Genomic DNA, 15,384 nt, shown 5'->3' on the forward strand with positions numbered 1-15,384 from the left:
GGATCAGCACGGCTCACGGGTCGGCGGCTGGTACTGGTCTCCGAGGCCCATGCCACGCACCAGTTCCTGCATCAGCAGCTCGAACATGGGCTCCTGGTCGGAGAAGAGAGGGGCAAAGTGCCCGAAGACTTCCAGCGCGATTTGGCCGTAGAGCGACCGCCAGCAGCTCAGCATCACCACCATCGCGCCAGGAGGAAGGTCCACGCCGGTGTCTGCTCGGTAGTCCAGCATCTGCTGCCGCAGTCGCGGATCCATCTCATCCTCGACGAGGACTGGGAACCGGCGCTCCGTCCACAGTTGCACGAAGATGGGACCCCAGACAGCAGCAAGTCGCCGCACCCAGGCGCTGGTCAGCTCTCCGTGGGCGCCGCCAGCAGCCGCTGACGGTGTGCCGAAAAGCAGGTTGAATTCGGGCTGGTGCGTTATTGCCCAGGTTCGGAGCGCACGTACCGGTTCGATCATCCGAATCGCGAAGTTGTCCTCGGGATACGAATCAGCCGCAAACTGAAGGTCTTGAACCAGGTCGTCGACGATGTCCTCGGCGACCTGGTACACGATCTCCGGGAGTCCGCCCTCAAAGTGGTGGTAGAGGGCAGCAGAGGTAACACCGACACGGCGAGCAATGGCTGCAAGGGTGAGGTTTTCAGTCCCCTTGCTGGAGATGATGTGCCGAGCGGCAGCACGCACTTCGGCCGACATCTGGACCCGCATCCGTTCGCGACGCCCTGCTACCGCCATCCGAAACGTCCTCCCTCTGCTGTCGTCGCACTTTCGAGCCTTTACCCTACGGGGCAGAAGCAGCGCTGGCCGAAAGCACTGTCGGGCGGGACCGGTCGGGCGCTACCACCCGAAGGTGTAGCCCTCGCCGTTGCAGCCGCTGCATACGCCGTCGCCGCCGCAAGCGTCGCATTTGCGCTCCATCGGGAATCCGTCCACTTTGCCCGTTCCCTTGCACTTGCGGCATTCGCCTTTGCGTTCAGGACATGCTTTGCATCGAGCCATATCTGTCTTCCTCCTTACTTGGCAAGCAGCGTGGCCTGCCGACAGTGGTGTGCGTTCCACTCATACGGCGAGTCGGGGGGTCAGCTAACCCCGCCCGGACTCGATTCCTCTGAGCACATGGAGCTGTGGTCGCTCTCGGTGAAGCGCCATCTGTCGCCGAAGCGGTCAAGGGACCACGGCGGCGCGGGTTCGGCTGGCTTTCCTTGTGGGACAAGGATTAGACAGGCCTCGCTCCCTTCGACATGAACGCTCTGCAGCACGAGTCTGCGGCCGTCGTCGTCGGCGGGATATGGCTTATTAGAACTCCTTCTGAGTTCACTGATGAAGGATTCGCACCTTCCCAAACGCTCTTGTCCGCTGTTGCGCAGCATGGGCGTCATCAAGGCGCATGCCCTGGAGCTGTCGTCCCTCGTCACCGCGTCGGCGAAGGCATCCCATGTCTCGCGCACGCCGGCCTCACCTGGGTCGGCTCCGATGGACGCCACACTGCGTTCCGAGAGGGGCTTGCCTTTGCCCTGGCCGTCGGTTGTACCCGTGCTCGTGTTGCTGTCGCCGCTGTGCCCCCCGAACCAGTTGTTGACCGCGCCGCCGATAACCGTTACGGAGACCACCGCGACGGCCGCGAGACCGATACCTAAGAGGGTTTTCTTCGACTTTGCGTTGATCTTCAGGTCGCGGCCGGCGGAGCCCTGGCTGCTGACCGAGCCCGCGCCAGCCGCATGTGAGGTCTGCACGATGTTCGAGCCGCCCGCCGGCCCCTGGCTCAGATGGACCTGCTGGACAGCAGTCTTGAGCTGCTCGGCGAAACCTGGGTCATTCTCGGCCTCCTCGTTGACGACGGAGCTTGCTGCTGCGGCCCGGTGTCGGTCTTCCGGGTTCTCCTGGAATCTCTCCAGCGCCCGACCGCCGAACTCGCTGGCGCGAAGCCGGTCGGTCACAAGTCGGCGGAGTTCGCGGCTGGCCGCGTCCGGTACATGGCTCGATCGCAAGATCTTTGCCAGGAACCCGATGGCCTGCTCACCAAGATTTTGATCTTCCATCTCTCCCCCGAGGGCGAAGTCGGTCGCGGAGATGGAAGCACCCAAGCGCCGCAGATGCGAGCTCGGCGTGAACCAACCACCCCCGAACTAAAGAGTCTTTAGAAAGTAGCGCACATTTAAGATCCTTCTCCAATCGCGTGCGCCAAGGGGGGGCTTTGACGTGAGCGTTCGGTGTCTGCCGCAGTAAATACCGGATTTACTGCGGCAGGATCACTAACCTCACTCCGGAGCCCCTTCGGTGGCCTCGGACGTTCGACTGGGGCGCTCGCCCCGACACGGGGCGAGGTGTACGCATTTACTGCGGCAGATCAGAGAGAGGCGGACAAGTGGAAATCCAACGGGCGGCCGCACATGAGAATGGGGGCGCGTTACGGGTGCCACGCGCCCGGGTCGTGCCGCTGTCCGCCCCACCACCGTCGTACGCTGCGGCGGTCGAGCGGTACCTCACCGGCGCAGGCATCGCGAAGTCCTCCGCGCGCATCTACCGCATCTCGCTCACCACCTGGGGATGGATGCTGCGCGGCGAACCGGCACCGACCGGGCCCGCCCGCCGTGGCGCCAAGCCCACCCCCTTCGACCTGGCAGCCATCGATGACCCGGGCTTACCGCCGGTGCTCGCCGAGCTCGCCGCCGCGCGGGCGGACGAGATGGACGCCGACACCGTCAACCGCGAACTGTCCATCGCACGCAAGGCGATCGGCTGGTGGCAGCGCCAAGGCTGGATCATCGGCGACCCGACGATCGGGATCGAGCGCCGCCCGGCACCGCCGGACCGCACCAAGGCGCTGTCCAAACCCCAGATCACCGCTCTGTGGGCGCTGGAGCCATCCGTGCGGGACAAGACGTTCTGGAAGCTCCTCTACGAAAGCGCCGCGCGGGCCGAGGAGATCTTGTGCCTGAACATTCAGGAGCTTTTCCCCGCCGACAAGCGCGGCCGTGTCGTCTCCAAGGGTGGCGCCGTGGAGTGGATTCACTGGCAGTCCGGCACCGCCCAGCTCCTGCCCCGCCTCATCGCCGGCCGCACACACGGCCCCCTCTTCCTCACCGAACGCAAAGCCCCCGCCCGCACGCCGACTCTGGACGTCTGCCCGGTTACTGGCCGCGCACGGCTGTCCTACCGCCGGGCGGAAGAGATCTTCGAGGAGAGCACCCGGCTGCTGGCCAACCCCCTCGCCAGCCCCGACGACTTCGACGACCTGGAGGGCTGGACGCTGCATCGGCTCCGCCACAGTGCTCTGACGCACGACGCGGAGGACGGCACTTCAACGCCGATGTTGCTGGCCCGCTCCCGTCACGCCTCCGTCCGCTCCCTGGAGCGGTACGCCCGCCCCGGCGTCGACGCGGTCGCTCAGCACGTCGCCGAGCGGGACCCAGCTGCGCGGCGTACGCGCTGAAGGTCAACTACTGGCGGCTTTTGGGCTCATCTCGGCGATACCCCACGAAGACCCGACCGCCTCGGCGGCACCCTCCACACATACCGGCATACCCCATGACCCGCACGGATGGGATTTCCGGCAAGCGCTCGTCCGCTTGGCACACTATTTTTCGCCGAGAAACCCCCGCCGACTGTCTCACCACAGCGCTCCAGAGCCGGATACGGCACTCGCGCCCTGGGAGTGACCTATCTGCCGGCGGACGCCAAGGGGCTTTGCCTCGCCTTGACGCAGGTCGCTCGCAACGACCAGGACGCCCGCGTGCGACCTGCCTGCGAAAACCGACTCAGCGACATCACCGACAGTCCCCCCATCCCTGTCGCATGGGGAGCGCGACTCCGTGCTCCCACCCCGAAAGGAGGTCGAGAGCCGACAAGGGTCCTTATGCCTCTCGATGCACAGAGCATCCGAAATCAATGGGGTGACGCCAGGGGCCTACGGTTGACGACGGCATGCAGGGGCGCGGTACGGCGCTGTAGGTGTACCGGATCGGGCGACGGACGAATCGGGCACCGTTGACACGTCTGCGAGTTGGGAGCACGAGGGCTCCCAGAGGGCTCCCCATCGCTCCCATTCAGGAAACGGTTAAGGCCGCCTCCGCTACCCGCAGAAACGGCCTTCGACCTGCGAAAACGCTGGTCGGGACGACAGGATTTGAACCTGCGACCCCTTGACCCCCAGTCAAGTGCGCTACCAAGCTGCGCCACGTCCCGGTGCTCGTTCGGCTTGGGCTTTCCCCTCGCCGACCGCGCATGAAGAACAATACCGCACCTCAGGGGGTGGCCGCTGCCACCCCAGGGTGAAGATCGGGAGTCCGGCGGGACCAGCTGGGGTGTTCGCTCAGCGGGATTGAGTGGTTGCTCAGCGTTAGCGGGAGGTTGCGGGCTGCGGCGTTGGCGGGGAGGATGGGTGCTTGACCTGAAGTGTGGTTTAAGTTGCACGCTCGGTCCATGACCTTCACCGACGTTCACACCGCGCAGGGGTACGACGATCTTCCTCGGCTGATGAGTCTGATGACCGGGGACGAGAAGCACGGGCCGGCCGCGACCTCGACGCTTGACGTGGTCTGGGTGCTCTACGACCGCGTGCTGCGAGTCTCGCCGGAGGCCGTGGATGCTCCGGACCGGGATCGGTTTCTGCTGTCCAAGGGGCACGGGCCGATGGCGTACTACGCCGTGCTCGCCGCCAAGGGGTTCCTGCCCGAGTCGCTGCTGCCGGGGTTCGGGGCGTACGAGTCGCCGCTGGGACACCATCCGGATCGGGTGCTCGTACCAGGCGCCGAGATCAGCAGTGGCTCACTCGGGCATGGGCTGCCGTTGGCCGTGGGGAGTGCGCTCGGGTTGCGGGCGCAGGGGCTCTCCGGGCCGGCGGTGTGGGTGCTCGTCGGCGACGCCGAGTTGGACGAGGGCAGCAACCACGAGGCGATCGCGTATGCGGGGGCCGTCGGGCTGGAGCGGTTGCACACGGTCGTTGTCGACAACGCCTCCGCCACCCATGGCCGGCCCGGCGGCATCGCCGCGCGCTTCGAGGCCGCGGGGTGGTCCACGGCGACCGTGGACGGGCGTGATCACCAGGCGCTGTACGAGGCGTACACCGCGCCGCACCTGGGGCGGCCGCATGCCGTGGTGGCCCGGGTCGAGGCCAAGGTCTGATTCGTTTCCAGGGTGAGAGGAACTGTCTTCAATGGACACCATGCGTGAGCGTTTCGCCGCCACCGTCTCCCGTCTTCTCGACGACGCCCCCCGGCTGGCCGTCGTGCTGGCGGAGATCGGTAAGGACGGCTTCACGGACGCGGCCCGGGCGCATCCCGACCGGGTGATCAATGTCGGCATCCGCGAGCAGTTGCTGGTCGGCGTGGGCGGTGGGCTGGCCCTGACCGGGATGCGGCCGCTTCTGCACACCTTCGCCAGCTTTCTGGTCGAGCGGCCCTTTGAGCAGGTCAAGCTGGACTTCGGGCATCAGGGCGTGGGCGGCGTGCTGGTGAGCGCGGCCGGTTCGTACGACTGGCCCGCGGGCGGCTACACCCATATGGCCCCCGGCGATGTGGCCCTGCTGGACACGCTCGACGGCTGGACCGTGCATGTGCCCGGCCACCCGGACGAGGCCGAGACGCTGCTGCGGGACGCGGCCGCGGCCGGTGACGACTCGGTGTACGTACGGCTGTCGGCACACTCCAACTCCGCCCCGCGGGACATCGCCCCCGGCCGCTTCCTGACCGTACGGGAGGGGCGCGGCGGCGTGGTGATCGCGGTCGGGCCGATGCTCGACAGCGTGCTCACGGCCGTCGAGGGGCTGGATGTGGCCGTGTTGTACGCCACTACGGTGCGGCCCTTCGACGAGCGGACGTTGCGTGCGACGGCCAGGGCGGGAGCGGGTGCCGGGGCGGCAGTCGATGTCGTGCTTGTCGAGCCGTATCTCGCGGGCACCTCGACCGCCGCCGTCAACGACGCGCTCGCCGACCGGCCGCATCGGGTGCTCGGCCTGGGCATCCCCCGGCGCGAGCTGCGCCGCTACGGCACGATCGACGAGCATCTCGCGGGCCAGGGGCTGGACCCGGCGTCGTTGCGCGAGCGCGTCTCCGGCTTCCTGCGCTGAGGCGGTGGCTCCGCCGGGGCCGGGCGGCCCACGGTTCAGAGGTGTTTTTCCAGCCAGGTCAGCAGGTCCTGCTGGACATCGTCCCGGTTCGTCTCGTTGAGGATCTCGTGCCGGGCCCCCTGGTATCCCTTCCAGCTCAGCTCCCGCGTGCCGCCGTAGCGGAAGTCCTCCAGGAGTTCGTAGACGAGCGTCATCCCCTGGTTGCACGGGTCCACGGTGCCCACCGCCAGATGCACCGGCAGCGCGGCCGGGATGCGGGCCTGGTGGCGCGGGTCGTTGATCTTACGGACGCCATGGACCCAGTCCAGGGACAGCCCGGCGCTGAACGCGAAGCCGCACCGCTCGTCCGCCGCATACGCGGCCACCTCCGCCGCGTCGCGCGAAAGCCACTCGAAGCCCGTCCGGTCCTGAAGGGACTCGTACGGGTCGTTGAACGAGGCGAAGAGGGTCGGGGTGAAGGTGGACGGGGCGGTCCGGCCCCGTTCCGCGATCTCCTGGGCGATGCCCTCCAGCGCCTCCTCGGTCTCGGTTCCCGGCAGGGAGCGGAAGGTCCCGGAGAGGATCAGCCCGGCCAGCTCCTCGCCGTACTCCTGGGCGCAGTCGCGGGCCAGCATCGAACCCATGCTGTGGCCGAGCAGGACCAGGGGCGCACGGGGGTGCGCGGCCCGGGCGCGGTCGCCGATGGCGCGCAGGTCCGAGACGATCGCCCGCCAGCTGTCGCCCTCCTCGCCCACGACGCCGAAGCCGCCCGTCGACTCGGCGGTGGCTCCGTGGCCGCGGTGGTCCGAGGCGACCACCGCATAGCCGTGCGCGGCGAGGAAGCGGGCGAACCGGTCGTAGCGCCGGGCGTGTTCGGCGGCGCCGTGGGCGATCTGGACGATCGCGCGCGGGGCGCCGTTCTCCGGCAGCCAGGTGTAGGTCGCGACCCGCACACCGTCGGGCGTGGGCAGATGGTCGGTGCGGTGGGTGATACCGCCGTCGGGCATGCCGTCTCATCTCCTGGTGCTCATCGATCTGGTGCACATCGATTTGGTGCTGGTCGGCCTGGTGTCAGCCGGTCTCGTGCTGGTCGGTCTCGTGTTGGTCGGTCTGTGCAAGTGGGTCTGGTGTGAATCCGTCTGGCGTGGAGGGGTGCGGACGGAAGCCCACTCTCCCTTTGCCGGGCCCGCAAGCCAAGGGCATCGACGCGCTCTTGTCCTCCGGGGCGTGGGGGGTGTAACGATCAAGGGCTTGGTACCGCGTATCGACTCCTGATCCATGCAACTCCCTTGCTCCAGGAGGACCGTTGGACACGCACGACGCTTCGCTCTCCCCTGCCTCGGCTGCTGCCTCCGCCCTGTCGCGGCGGCGTTTTCTGCAGGCCGCCGCCGCGGGCACCGCCGCCGCCACCGCGGCCACTCTGCCCTTCGAGACGGCCGCCGCCGCACCGGGCAGGCCCGTCTCGCTCTCCTTCACCGCCGCCACGAACGGCGCCGCGACCGTCTCCCCGTCCGGCGACCGCATGATCGCCGAAGTCCAGAACGTCCTGTGGTCGGTCGCCCGTAAGGGTGGCGAGGCCGTATCGCTCACACCGGCCGATCTGGAGCCCACCCGGCCGGTCTACTCCCCCGATGGAAAGCTGCTGGCCGTCTGCGCCTACCGGGGCGGCGGATTCCATATCTGGACGCTGCGCCCCGACGGCTCTGGTTTGCGGCAGCGAACGGACGGCCCGTGGGACGACCGCGGTCCGGCCTGGTCGCCCGACGGCACCCGGATCGCCTTCGCCTCCGAGCGCGGCGGCGACCCCGTGGCGGGCAGCCCGTACCGGATCTGGGTACTGGAGGTGGCCACCGGTGAGCTCACCCGGCTCACGGGCGCGGACGGGCAGGACGGGCCGCTCCAGGACGGCGCCTGGGAGGACTTCGACCCCACCTGGTCCGCGGACGGCGAGCGGGTGCTGTTCGTGCGCGGTGCGCTCGCCGGGACGACGCTCAACGCCCGTACGGTCGCCTCCGTACTGGCCGACGGCACCGGTCCGGTCACGGCCGAGCACACCGATCCCACCGCCGACGCCCAGGTGATGACGCCGTCCGTGTCGGCGGACGGCCACCTCGCCTATCTGCGGACCACAGCCGCTCCCGCCGCCTCCTGCACGCTGGTCGTGGCCGGGGAGCCGGTGGCGATCACGGGGGATGTGCAGCCCGTGCCGCCCCGTTGGGTGTCACGCGAGGAGCTGCTGCTCACCGTCGACGGGCGGTTCCGGGTGTTCCGGGTGTCACCGGCGGTACGCTCAGGCGCGGCCGGAAGCGGTGAGGAATCCGACCGTAAGGGCGTTGCATACGAGGAGATACCCTTCTCCGCCACCCTCCCCATCGACCGGCCCCGGTATCGCGTCAAGCGGTACGACTTCGACGGTGGCGGGGTGCGGCCGGTGCGCGGGCTGCATCTGCCCGCGCTCTCTCCTGACGGCCGTAAGGTGGCCTTCGCCGCCCTCAACTCCCTCTGGGTCGCCGATGTCTCCGGCGGCCGCGCCCCGCGCCGGGTCGTACGGGCGGCCCCCACCCGGTATCTGCTGGCCCCCACCTGGACGCCCGACGGGCGCGCCCTGGTGTACGCCGACGACCGCGACGGGCTGCTGGCCGCGCGCCGCCGGGACCTCGCCTCGGGCAAGGAGACCGTGCTGGCCTCAGGCGGCAAGGTGCATCCGGCGCTCTCCCCCGACGGCAAGCGCCTCGCCTGTGTCGACATGTCGGGAAACCTGGTTCTACGCGATCTCGACGCCGGTACGGAACGGGTGCTCGCCGCGCCGATGGGTGCCGGCGGACTGCCCGGCCGACCGAGCTGGTCGCCCGACGGGCGCTATGTCGCCCTGTGCGATCGCAACCGGCTGAACCAGCGGTTCCGCGAGGGCTACAACCTGATCCGGGTGATCGACACCGACACCGGTACGGCCAGGCAGCATGCCGTCGCACCGCACACTTCCCTCTCCGACCGCTATGACTCCGGCCCCGTCTGGTCCCCCGATGGCCGCCATATGGCGCTCATCGTCGAGTCCGCCCTGTGGCTGCTGCCGGTGAGGGCGGACGGCACCCCCGACGGCGCGCCGCGCCGGCTCACCGACGAGGCCGCCGACCATCCCTCCTGGTCCGGCGACTCCCGCCACGTCCTGTATCTGTCGGCGGGCCGACTGCGGCTGCTGGACGTCGAGCGCGGCACCGCCCGGACGGTCCGTGTCCCACTGGACCACCGGAGGCCGCGCCCCGCGGACACCGTCGTCCACGCCGGGCGGTTCTGGGACGGCACCGGAGGCGAGGGCGGCGGCGGCGGTCGTGCCGTTGACGGCCGTAAGGACGGCACGGTCCGCGAGGACGTGGACATCGTGGTGCGCGGCGGACGCATCGCGGCCGTGGTGGCGCACCGGGCCGGGCGGCCCGCGAAGCGGCGCGTCGACGCCTCCGACCGCACCGTCATCCCGGGGCTGTGGGACGCCCACACCCACCCCTGGCAGTACACCTATGGCGGCCGTCAGACCGCCCTGCAGCTCGCCTACGGCATCACCACGGCCGTTTCCCTCGGCGGCTTCGCCTATGAGCAGGCGCGCCTCAGGGAGGCCGTCGCGGCGGGCGCCTTGGCCGGGCCACGGCTGCTGGCCACCGGCGAGCTGCTGGACGGACCGCGCGTCGCGTACAGCATGGGCCGGGCGCATCGCACCCGGGACGGTCTGCGGCGCTCTCTGGAGCGCGCTGCCGCGCTCGACTGGGACTTCGTCAAGACGTATGTCCGCGCACCGGGATGGATCATGGAGGAGGCGGCCCGGTTCGCGCATGAGCGGCTCGGGGTGCGCACCGGCAGCCATCTGTGCACACCGGGCATACAGCTCGGACAGGACCTGACGACGCATCTGCAGGCCACCCAGCGGCTGGAGTACGGGCACGCCACGACGGCGTCCGGGCATTCCCAGCAGGACGTGGCGGAGATCTACACCGCGACCTCCGACTTCCGGCTCATCGCCACGCCGTTCACGGCCTCGCCCCTGGTGGGCGCGGACCCCTCGCTGGCGGAGGACGAGCGAGTCACCCGGCTGATGCCGCCGTGGGACTCCGCGCTCGTACGGCAGCTCGCCGGGACACCCCCGACGGCGGACCAACTGACCACGCTGGGCACCGAGATCGGGGTCTACCGGCGGATTCTGGCCGGGGGCGGGGTGGTGGCCCTGGGGACGGACCAGCCGTTGGTGCCGGTGGGCCTCCATCTGCATCTGGCCCTGCGTGCCCTGCACCGGTTCGGGCTGTCGCCGCAGGAGGCGCTGCGGACGGCGACCATCCTCCCGGCGCGGGCCTTCGGTGCCGATCGCGATCTGGGGACCCTGGAGGTCGGGAAGCTGGCGGATCTGACGGTCGTTGACGGCGATCCCTTCACGGACTTCGACTCGCTGGTGAGGACGGTGTCGGTGCTGCGGGGCGGGGTGCCGTACGAGCAGCGCGAGCTGGTCGAGTCCTTCCCGGGGGCCGGTGCCGCGGCGGCACCGCACGGGCGGTCGGCGGATGAGTGGCTGGAGGTGGGGCGCCTGTTGCGGCGCGACTCCTGCTGCGCTGTGGAGGGCTGAGGGTGCTGGGGGTGGGGCGGGGGCTTCGTCCCCGGCCCACCCCGCCAGGTTCCTGGCCGCCTCGCCCGGTTCCCGACCCGCCTCGCCCCGGTTCCGGCCTCGCCTCGCCCTGGCCCGTGGCGCCGTATGCCTGCCCTAAGGGACCCCCACACCCCGAGCCAAGGCCCCACGCCGCACCGTGAATCGCCGAGCGAGCCGCCTCGAAGGGGCTCCGGGCCAAGGGAATCCCTCTCGTCGGGCGTTCGGATGGTGGATTCGGGGATCGGAGCCGGGGGCCGAGACGGTCACCGGGGGACGTCGAGCCTGGCCAGGGAGCCCGTTTCCAGGGCGCACCACAGCGCGCCGTCGTACGGGGTGATGCCATGCGGTTCGCAGTCGGCTCGGGGCAGGTCGTACGCCGTGATCCGGCCGTCGGTGGTGATGCGTCCGATCCCGCCGCGGCCCCATTCGGTGAACCACAGCGCCCCGTCCGGGCCAGGGGTGATGGCGTGCGGCCGCGCCTCGCGGTCGGGCAGCGGGTACTCGGTGACGGTGCCGTCCACCGTGATGCGGCCGATCTGCCCCGCGCCGATCTCGGTGAACCACAGGGCGCCGTCCGGCCCTTGGGCGATGCCCACCGGCGCGGCGGCCTCGGTCGGCAGGGGGTGGACGGTCGTCAGGCCGTCCATGGTGATCCGGCCGATGGCGTTGCCCTGGTTGAGGGTGAACCACATCGCGCCGTCGGGCCCCGCCGTCAGGGCGGACGGGAAGGCTCCGGGCGCGGGGTACTCGGTGATGTCGCCGTCCATGGTGATCCGCCCGATGCGGTCGGCGCCCGACAGGGTGAACCACATGGCCCCGTCCGGGCCCGCGGCGATCCCGTACGGGCCGCCGTCGGCGGTCGGCGGTTCGTAGGAGGAGGCCATGCCGCCCACGGTGATCCGGCCGATGCGGTGGGTGCCGTACTCGGTGAACCACAGGGCGCCGTCGGGCCCTTGGGCGATCATCGTCGGCTTGGTTCCGACGGGGTGGACGGTGATCCTGCCGTCCGCGTCCCTGCGGCCGATCGCGCCCTGGTGGACCAGGGTGAACCACAGGGCTCCGTCGGGGCCGCCGGTGAGCGCGTAGGGCCCCGCGTCCGGCTCGCTGACGGTGAAGACGCGGACCGGGTCGGCGAGCCACCGGCCGATCCGGTCCAGCAGCACCTCGCCCGGCTCGGACAGGTGGAAGGCGTGCGGCATGTCCGCGTACTCCTCCAGGCGCACGCTCACCCCGGCGGCGTCGGCCGCCTCGGCGAAACGGCGGGCGTCGTCCAGGAGCACCTCATCCGTGCCGACGGCGATCAGCAGCGGCGGCAGCCCGCGCGGATCCCCGTACAGCGGCGACTGCGGGGCCTGGTCGGCGGGCGCGCCGGCCAGGTACTGGGCGCGTATGGAGCCGAGGGCGGCCTGGTTCATGACGTCCTTACCGTCGTTGGCGGCAAGCGACGCACCGGTAAGGGCGAAGTCGGTGACGGGTGAGACCACGACCGCGGCACCGGGCCGCGGGCCGCTGGTCCGCCCGATCTCCAGCAGGGCGGACAGCACCAGCGTGGCCCCGGCCGACTCACCGGCAAGTACGACCTCGGCGGCGGGGACGCCCTCGTCCAGCACGCTTCGCCAGGCGGCCAGGACGTCTTCGAGCGCCGCGGGATAGGGGTGTTCGGGTGCCAGCCGGTAGTCCACCCGCAGGGCGGGGCGTCCGGTGGCCTTCGACAGCCGATAGGCCATCACCCGCTCGGCCTCGGGCATGGTGTGGGCGAACCCGCCGCCGTGCACATAGATCACCGCGCCGCCCCGGGCGCCGGGCGCGCGTACCCAGTCGCCGCGCACCTCGGCGTCGTCCGGGAGCGGGGCGGCGATCAGCGCGTCGGCGCGGTCGCGGACCGCTTGGACCGCCTCGGGCTCCGCGGGTACGGTGATGACGTTCAGCAAGGGTCCTCCGTCGTGGGGTGGTCGGGACTCGCGAGGGTCGAGATCAACTCCCGTAGCGGAAATTACTATGCACGACCAGCGCGAGGAGGCCCTGGCCGTCGCCCTCAGCCATACCCCCAGGACGTGAGCGCGTCGCCGTCAGCGCGCCGCCGTCAACGCGGCCGTAAGGGCGGCGGGCGCCTCCGCCAGCGAGGGGCCGTACCAGGTGAGGTGACGGCCGCTGACCAAGGCCGCCGGGAGGCCGGGGAACGCCTCGGGGCCGTCGTCGGCCGTGAAGCGGTACGGCTCGTCGGGCAGCACCACCAGATCCGCGTCCCGCGCCGTCAACTCCTGGATCGGGATGCGGGGATAGCGCTCGGGATGCGCGCTGTAGAGGTGCCGTACGCCCAGCCGGGCCAGGACGTCACCGGCGAAGGTGTCCCGGCCCAGCACCATCCACGGACGCCGCCACACCGGTACGACGGCCTGCCGCGCCGGGCCACTGGCCGTTACGTCCGCCCAGGCGGCCTCGGCCGCGTCCAGCCAGCCGGGCCGGGCCAGTCCGCAGCCGCGCACCAGGACCCGCTCCAGCTCGGTGAACGCCTGGTCCAGGGTGCGCACTTCGGTCACCAGGACCTCGAGACCGGCGGCGCGCAGCGCGGCGAGGTCGGAGGGGCGGTTCTCCTCCTCGTTGGCGATCACGAGATCCGGTGCGAGGGCGGCGATCCGGGCGGTGTCGGGGTTCTTGGTGCCGCCGATGCGCTCCGCGGCGAGGCCGGGTGGATGGGTGCACCAGTCGGTCACCCCGGCCAGCAGCTCCGGCGCGGTGGCGGCGACGGCCTCGGTGAGCGAGGGCACGAGTGACACCACGCTTCGTACGGGGGTGCGAGGGCTCATCGCTCCACCGTACGACGCGACCCGCTCCACCGTACGACGCGACCGGTCGGGCGGTTCCGGCAACGCCGGATGCGAGCCGTAAGGCCCGCGTACGAGCCTTACCGGCCCCGCCACATACCCGTACGGCCCCCGCACGAGCCGTAAGGCCCGCACCTACGCCGCCTCCCCCAGCGCCTCCCACGGCCAGACGGTCCGGCCACCACGGTCGCCGCCACTGCCGCGGTCGCCCTCCGACAGCAGCCCGACCATCGTGAACAGCTTGTCGCTGAAGCCGCCGATCTCGTACCGGTTCGGCCGGCCGGTGTCGATGGAGGTGGCCGCGTAGCCGGTGGTGTTGACGCCGAAAACCGGCACCCGCGCCGGAACGGCCTCCGAGACCGGTGCGGACCGGCCGCCGCGCGCAGGGGCGACCGCCTGCATATCCGAGACGATCACCACCCGGTCGTGGCCGCGGTAGGCCGCCCGCAGCGCCGCCCCCGTCTCCGTGCCGTGCCCGACCTCGCCGATCCGCGCGCAGAATCCCTCGACGTCGCGGAGCACCGAACCACCCGGGGTCAGCCGGTGGCCGAAGTGCCCGGAGGCGAAGCCGACCAGGTCCACCTGGCAGCCGCGGTGCGCGAGCGCGACCCCGAAGAGCGCGCCGATGTCCACATGGCGCACCTGGGAGCGGCCCGAGACCGGCGCCTGCATGGAGCCGGAGGTGTCCACGAGCACGAGCGTGCGGCCCGGCAGCGCCGGGACGGCCGCCGTGGCCGCGGTCAGCGCCCGGTCCAGGGCGTGGCCCCAGCGCAGGGACGGCGCGGCCCGGTACGCGGACAGGAAGCGGTACGGGAACTGACGGGAGCGGGCCACCTCCGCCGGGTCCGCCAGCCGCGCCGCGACCCGCTCGGCGACCGCGTCCGGCAGCCCGGCCTCGTCCAGGTTGCGCAGGTTGCGCAGCAGCGCCATGTAGCCCATCGAGGGCAGCACGGCCTGCCAGGCCACCGCGTCCATCGGCCCCTGCAGCCAGCCCGCGAGCGCCTCCCAGGTCATCCCGGCGGAATGGAGCGCGTCGGCGGCGTCCGGCCGCTCCAGCACGGCACGTCGCTCCCACTGCGGCAGGGCCGTCAGCCGGGCGCGGGCGCGCAGGATGCGCAGCGAAACCGGGGGCGCGGCGTCCCGGTGGTGGCGGCGGTCGATGGCGTGCCGGAACAGCTCGCTCTGCCACGGCTTTTCGGGGTCCGGGGCGGCGTGCACCAGTTCCAGGACATCGGCGAAGCGGAAGCCGTCGCTTTCGGTGTCGTGCTTGAGCAGCGAGCGCTCGGTATAGAGGCGGCGGGCGGCGTCGGCGAGGCCGCGCTTGACCGGCTTGGGCAGGGCGCGGCCGTGGTGGGCGGTCCAGTAGGCGAGGAACTCACCGGGCTCGTCGGCACGCAGACACGCGGCGTCGACGATACGGCGGTTGCCGCCGTGCAGCCCGGCCGCGAGACGTGCCGCGACGGCCTCGGCGGCGGCGACCAGCGACGCGGTGCGCATCTGGGCCTCGCCGCGCAGCCAGGTGATGAAGCGCGCGGTCCAGTCGGCGTCCTCGACAGCGACGGTGCGGACGAGGGTGCGGAAGCGGTCGTCGCGGTCACCGGAGGACTCGTAGAAGGTCTGCTCGCCGACCATGTTCACCACGGCCAGCAGCACCAGTTCGGACTTGCTGTCGCGGGTGACGGCGGCGCCGCCCTCATAGGTGGTCGTGGTGGTCGTCGTGACCATGGTGGTCGTCGTGGCCGTGGCGCGCCGGATGGCGCGGTTGAACTTCGTCATGCGGTCATGCCTCTCCCCCGAGTGGGCATAGGAGGGAGGCGGCGCACCGGTGCGTCGGCAGCGCCTGAGGTCGAAAGTGGGCGGCGGACTGTTCTGGGAAAGGAAGT

Annotated in this window: 10 protein-coding genes, 1 tRNA gene and 1 pseudogene; 4 read left to right on the forward strand and 8 right to left on the reverse strand. The window is 70.8% G+C overall.

Annotated features, from left to right (window positions below):
* Positions 1-3: 3 nt before the first annotated feature.
* Both J5X86_RS18040 and J5X86_RS18045 read right to left on the reverse strand, forming a co-directional pair.
* Positions 4-738: a TetR/AcrR family transcriptional regulator gene (locus tag J5X86_RS18040; RefSeq protein WP_208517818.1), complete on the reverse strand. Its 735-nt coding sequence runs from the start codon at positions 736-738 to the stop codon at positions 4-6.
* 344 nt (positions 739-1,082) lie between these two features.
* Positions 1,083-2,042 (reverse strand): hypothetical protein, encoded by a 960-nt coding sequence (locus J5X86_RS18045; RefSeq protein WP_208517819.1) that lies wholly within the window; start codon positions 2,040-2,042, stop codon positions 1,083-1,085.
* Positions 2,043-2,416: 374 nt separating this feature from the next.
* Between J5X86_RS18045 and J5X86_RS50725 the strand changes: the two genes are divergently transcribed.
* Positions 2,417-3,436, forward strand: coding sequence for a tyrosine-type recombinase/integrase (locus J5X86_RS50725; RefSeq protein ID WP_308124607.1), 1,020 nt, complete (start codon positions 2,417-2,419; stop codon positions 3,434-3,436).
* Between the two features lie 675 nt (positions 3,437-4,111).
* On the opposite strand, the gene J5X86_RS18060 is transcribed toward J5X86_RS50725, so the two are convergent.
* Positions 4,112-4,188: transfer RNA gene (locus J5X86_RS18060), tRNA-Pro, on the reverse strand.
* 237 nt (positions 4,189-4,425) lie between these two features.
* Between J5X86_RS18060 and J5X86_RS18065 the strand changes: the two genes are divergently transcribed.
* Together J5X86_RS18065 and J5X86_RS18070 are read left to right on the forward strand one after the other, a co-directional pair.
* On the forward strand, positions 4,426-5,127 hold the full coding sequence (locus tag J5X86_RS18065; protein ID WP_208517820.1) for a transketolase: 702 nt from the start codon (positions 4,426-4,428) through the stop codon (positions 5,125-5,127).
* A gap of 31 nt (positions 5,128-5,158) precedes the next feature.
* Complete coding sequence (locus J5X86_RS18070; RefSeq protein WP_208517821.1) at positions 5,159-6,070, forward strand: transketolase family protein; 912 nt, start codon at positions 5,159-5,161, stop codon at positions 6,068-6,070.
* Between the two features lie 35 nt (positions 6,071-6,105).
* Here the strand turns inward: J5X86_RS18070 and J5X86_RS18075 are convergent, their stop codons facing one another.
* Positions 6,106-7,056 carry an alpha/beta hydrolase gene (locus tag J5X86_RS18075; protein WP_208517822.1) on the reverse strand — a complete coding sequence of 317 codons (951 nt, stop codon included), beginning with the start codon at positions 7,054-7,056 and terminating at the stop codon, positions 6,106-6,108.
* Between the two features lie 299 nt (positions 7,057-7,355).
* On the opposite strand from J5X86_RS18075, the gene J5X86_RS18080 reads away from it, so the two are divergent.
* Positions 7,356-10,655 (forward strand): amidohydrolase family protein, encoded by a 3,300-nt coding sequence (locus J5X86_RS18080; protein WP_208517823.1) that lies wholly within the window; start codon positions 7,356-7,358, stop codon positions 10,653-10,655.
* A 284-nt stretch (positions 10,656-10,939) separates the two neighbouring features.
* On the opposite strand, the gene J5X86_RS50730 is transcribed toward J5X86_RS18080, so the two are convergent.
* The 4 genes and pseudogenes from J5X86_RS50730 to J5X86_RS18095 form a co-directional block, all read right to left on the reverse strand.
* Complete coding sequence (locus tag J5X86_RS50730; RefSeq protein WP_308124638.1) at positions 10,940-11,674, reverse strand: virginiamycin B lyase; 735 nt, start codon at positions 11,672-11,674, stop codon at positions 10,940-10,942.
* 195 nt (positions 11,675-11,869) lie between these two features.
* Positions 11,870-12,505, reverse strand: a pseudogene (locus J5X86_RS50735) (alpha/beta hydrolase); the annotation flags it as partial.
* Between the two features lie 240 nt (positions 12,506-12,745).
* A complete protein-coding gene (locus J5X86_RS18090; RefSeq protein ID WP_208517825.1) occupies positions 12,746-13,483 on the reverse strand; it encodes a helical backbone metal receptor in 738 nt (245 codons plus the stop codon).
* A gap of 153 nt (positions 13,484-13,636) precedes the next feature.
* The gene (locus tag J5X86_RS18095) at positions 13,637-15,277 is read right to left on the reverse strand and encodes a TROVE domain-containing protein (RefSeq protein ID WP_208517826.1); all 1,641 of its coding nucleotides are present in this window, start codon (positions 15,275-15,277) and stop codon (positions 13,637-13,639) included.
* Positions 15,278-15,384 lie beyond the last annotated feature (107 nt).

The sequence above is a fragment of the Streptomyces sp. NEAU-YJ-81 genome, from assembly GCF_017592595.1.
Classification (GTDB): domain Bacteria; phylum Actinomycetota; class Actinomycetes; order Streptomycetales; family Streptomycetaceae; genus Streptomyces; species Streptomyces hygroscopicus_B.

Coding starts and splice junctions, on each gene's coding strand:
- J5X86_RS18040 (WP_208517818.1), bottom strand. CDS start 738: ATGGCGGTAGCAGGGCGTCGCGAACGGATGCGGGTCCAGATGTCGGCC.
- J5X86_RS18045 (WP_208517819.1), bottom strand. CDS start 2,042: ATGGAAGATCAAAATCTTGGTGAGCAGGCCATCGGGTTCCTGGCAAAG.
- J5X86_RS18065 (WP_208517820.1), top strand. CDS start 4,426: ATGACCTTCACCGACGTTCACACCGCGCAGGGGTACGACGATCTTCCT.
- J5X86_RS18070 (WP_208517821.1), top strand. CDS start 5,159: ATGGACACCATGCGTGAGCGTTTCGCCGCCACCGTCTCCCGTCTTCTC.
- J5X86_RS18075 (WP_208517822.1), bottom strand. CDS start 7,056: ATGCCCGACGGCGGTATCACCCACCGCACCGACCATCTGCCCACGCCC.
- J5X86_RS18090 (WP_208517825.1), bottom strand. CDS start 13,483: ATGAGCCCTCGCACCCCCGTACGAAGCGTGGTGTCACTCGTGCCCTCG.
- J5X86_RS18095 (WP_208517826.1), bottom strand. CDS start 15,277: ATGACGAAGTTCAACCGCGCCATCCGGCGCGCCACGGCCACGACGACC.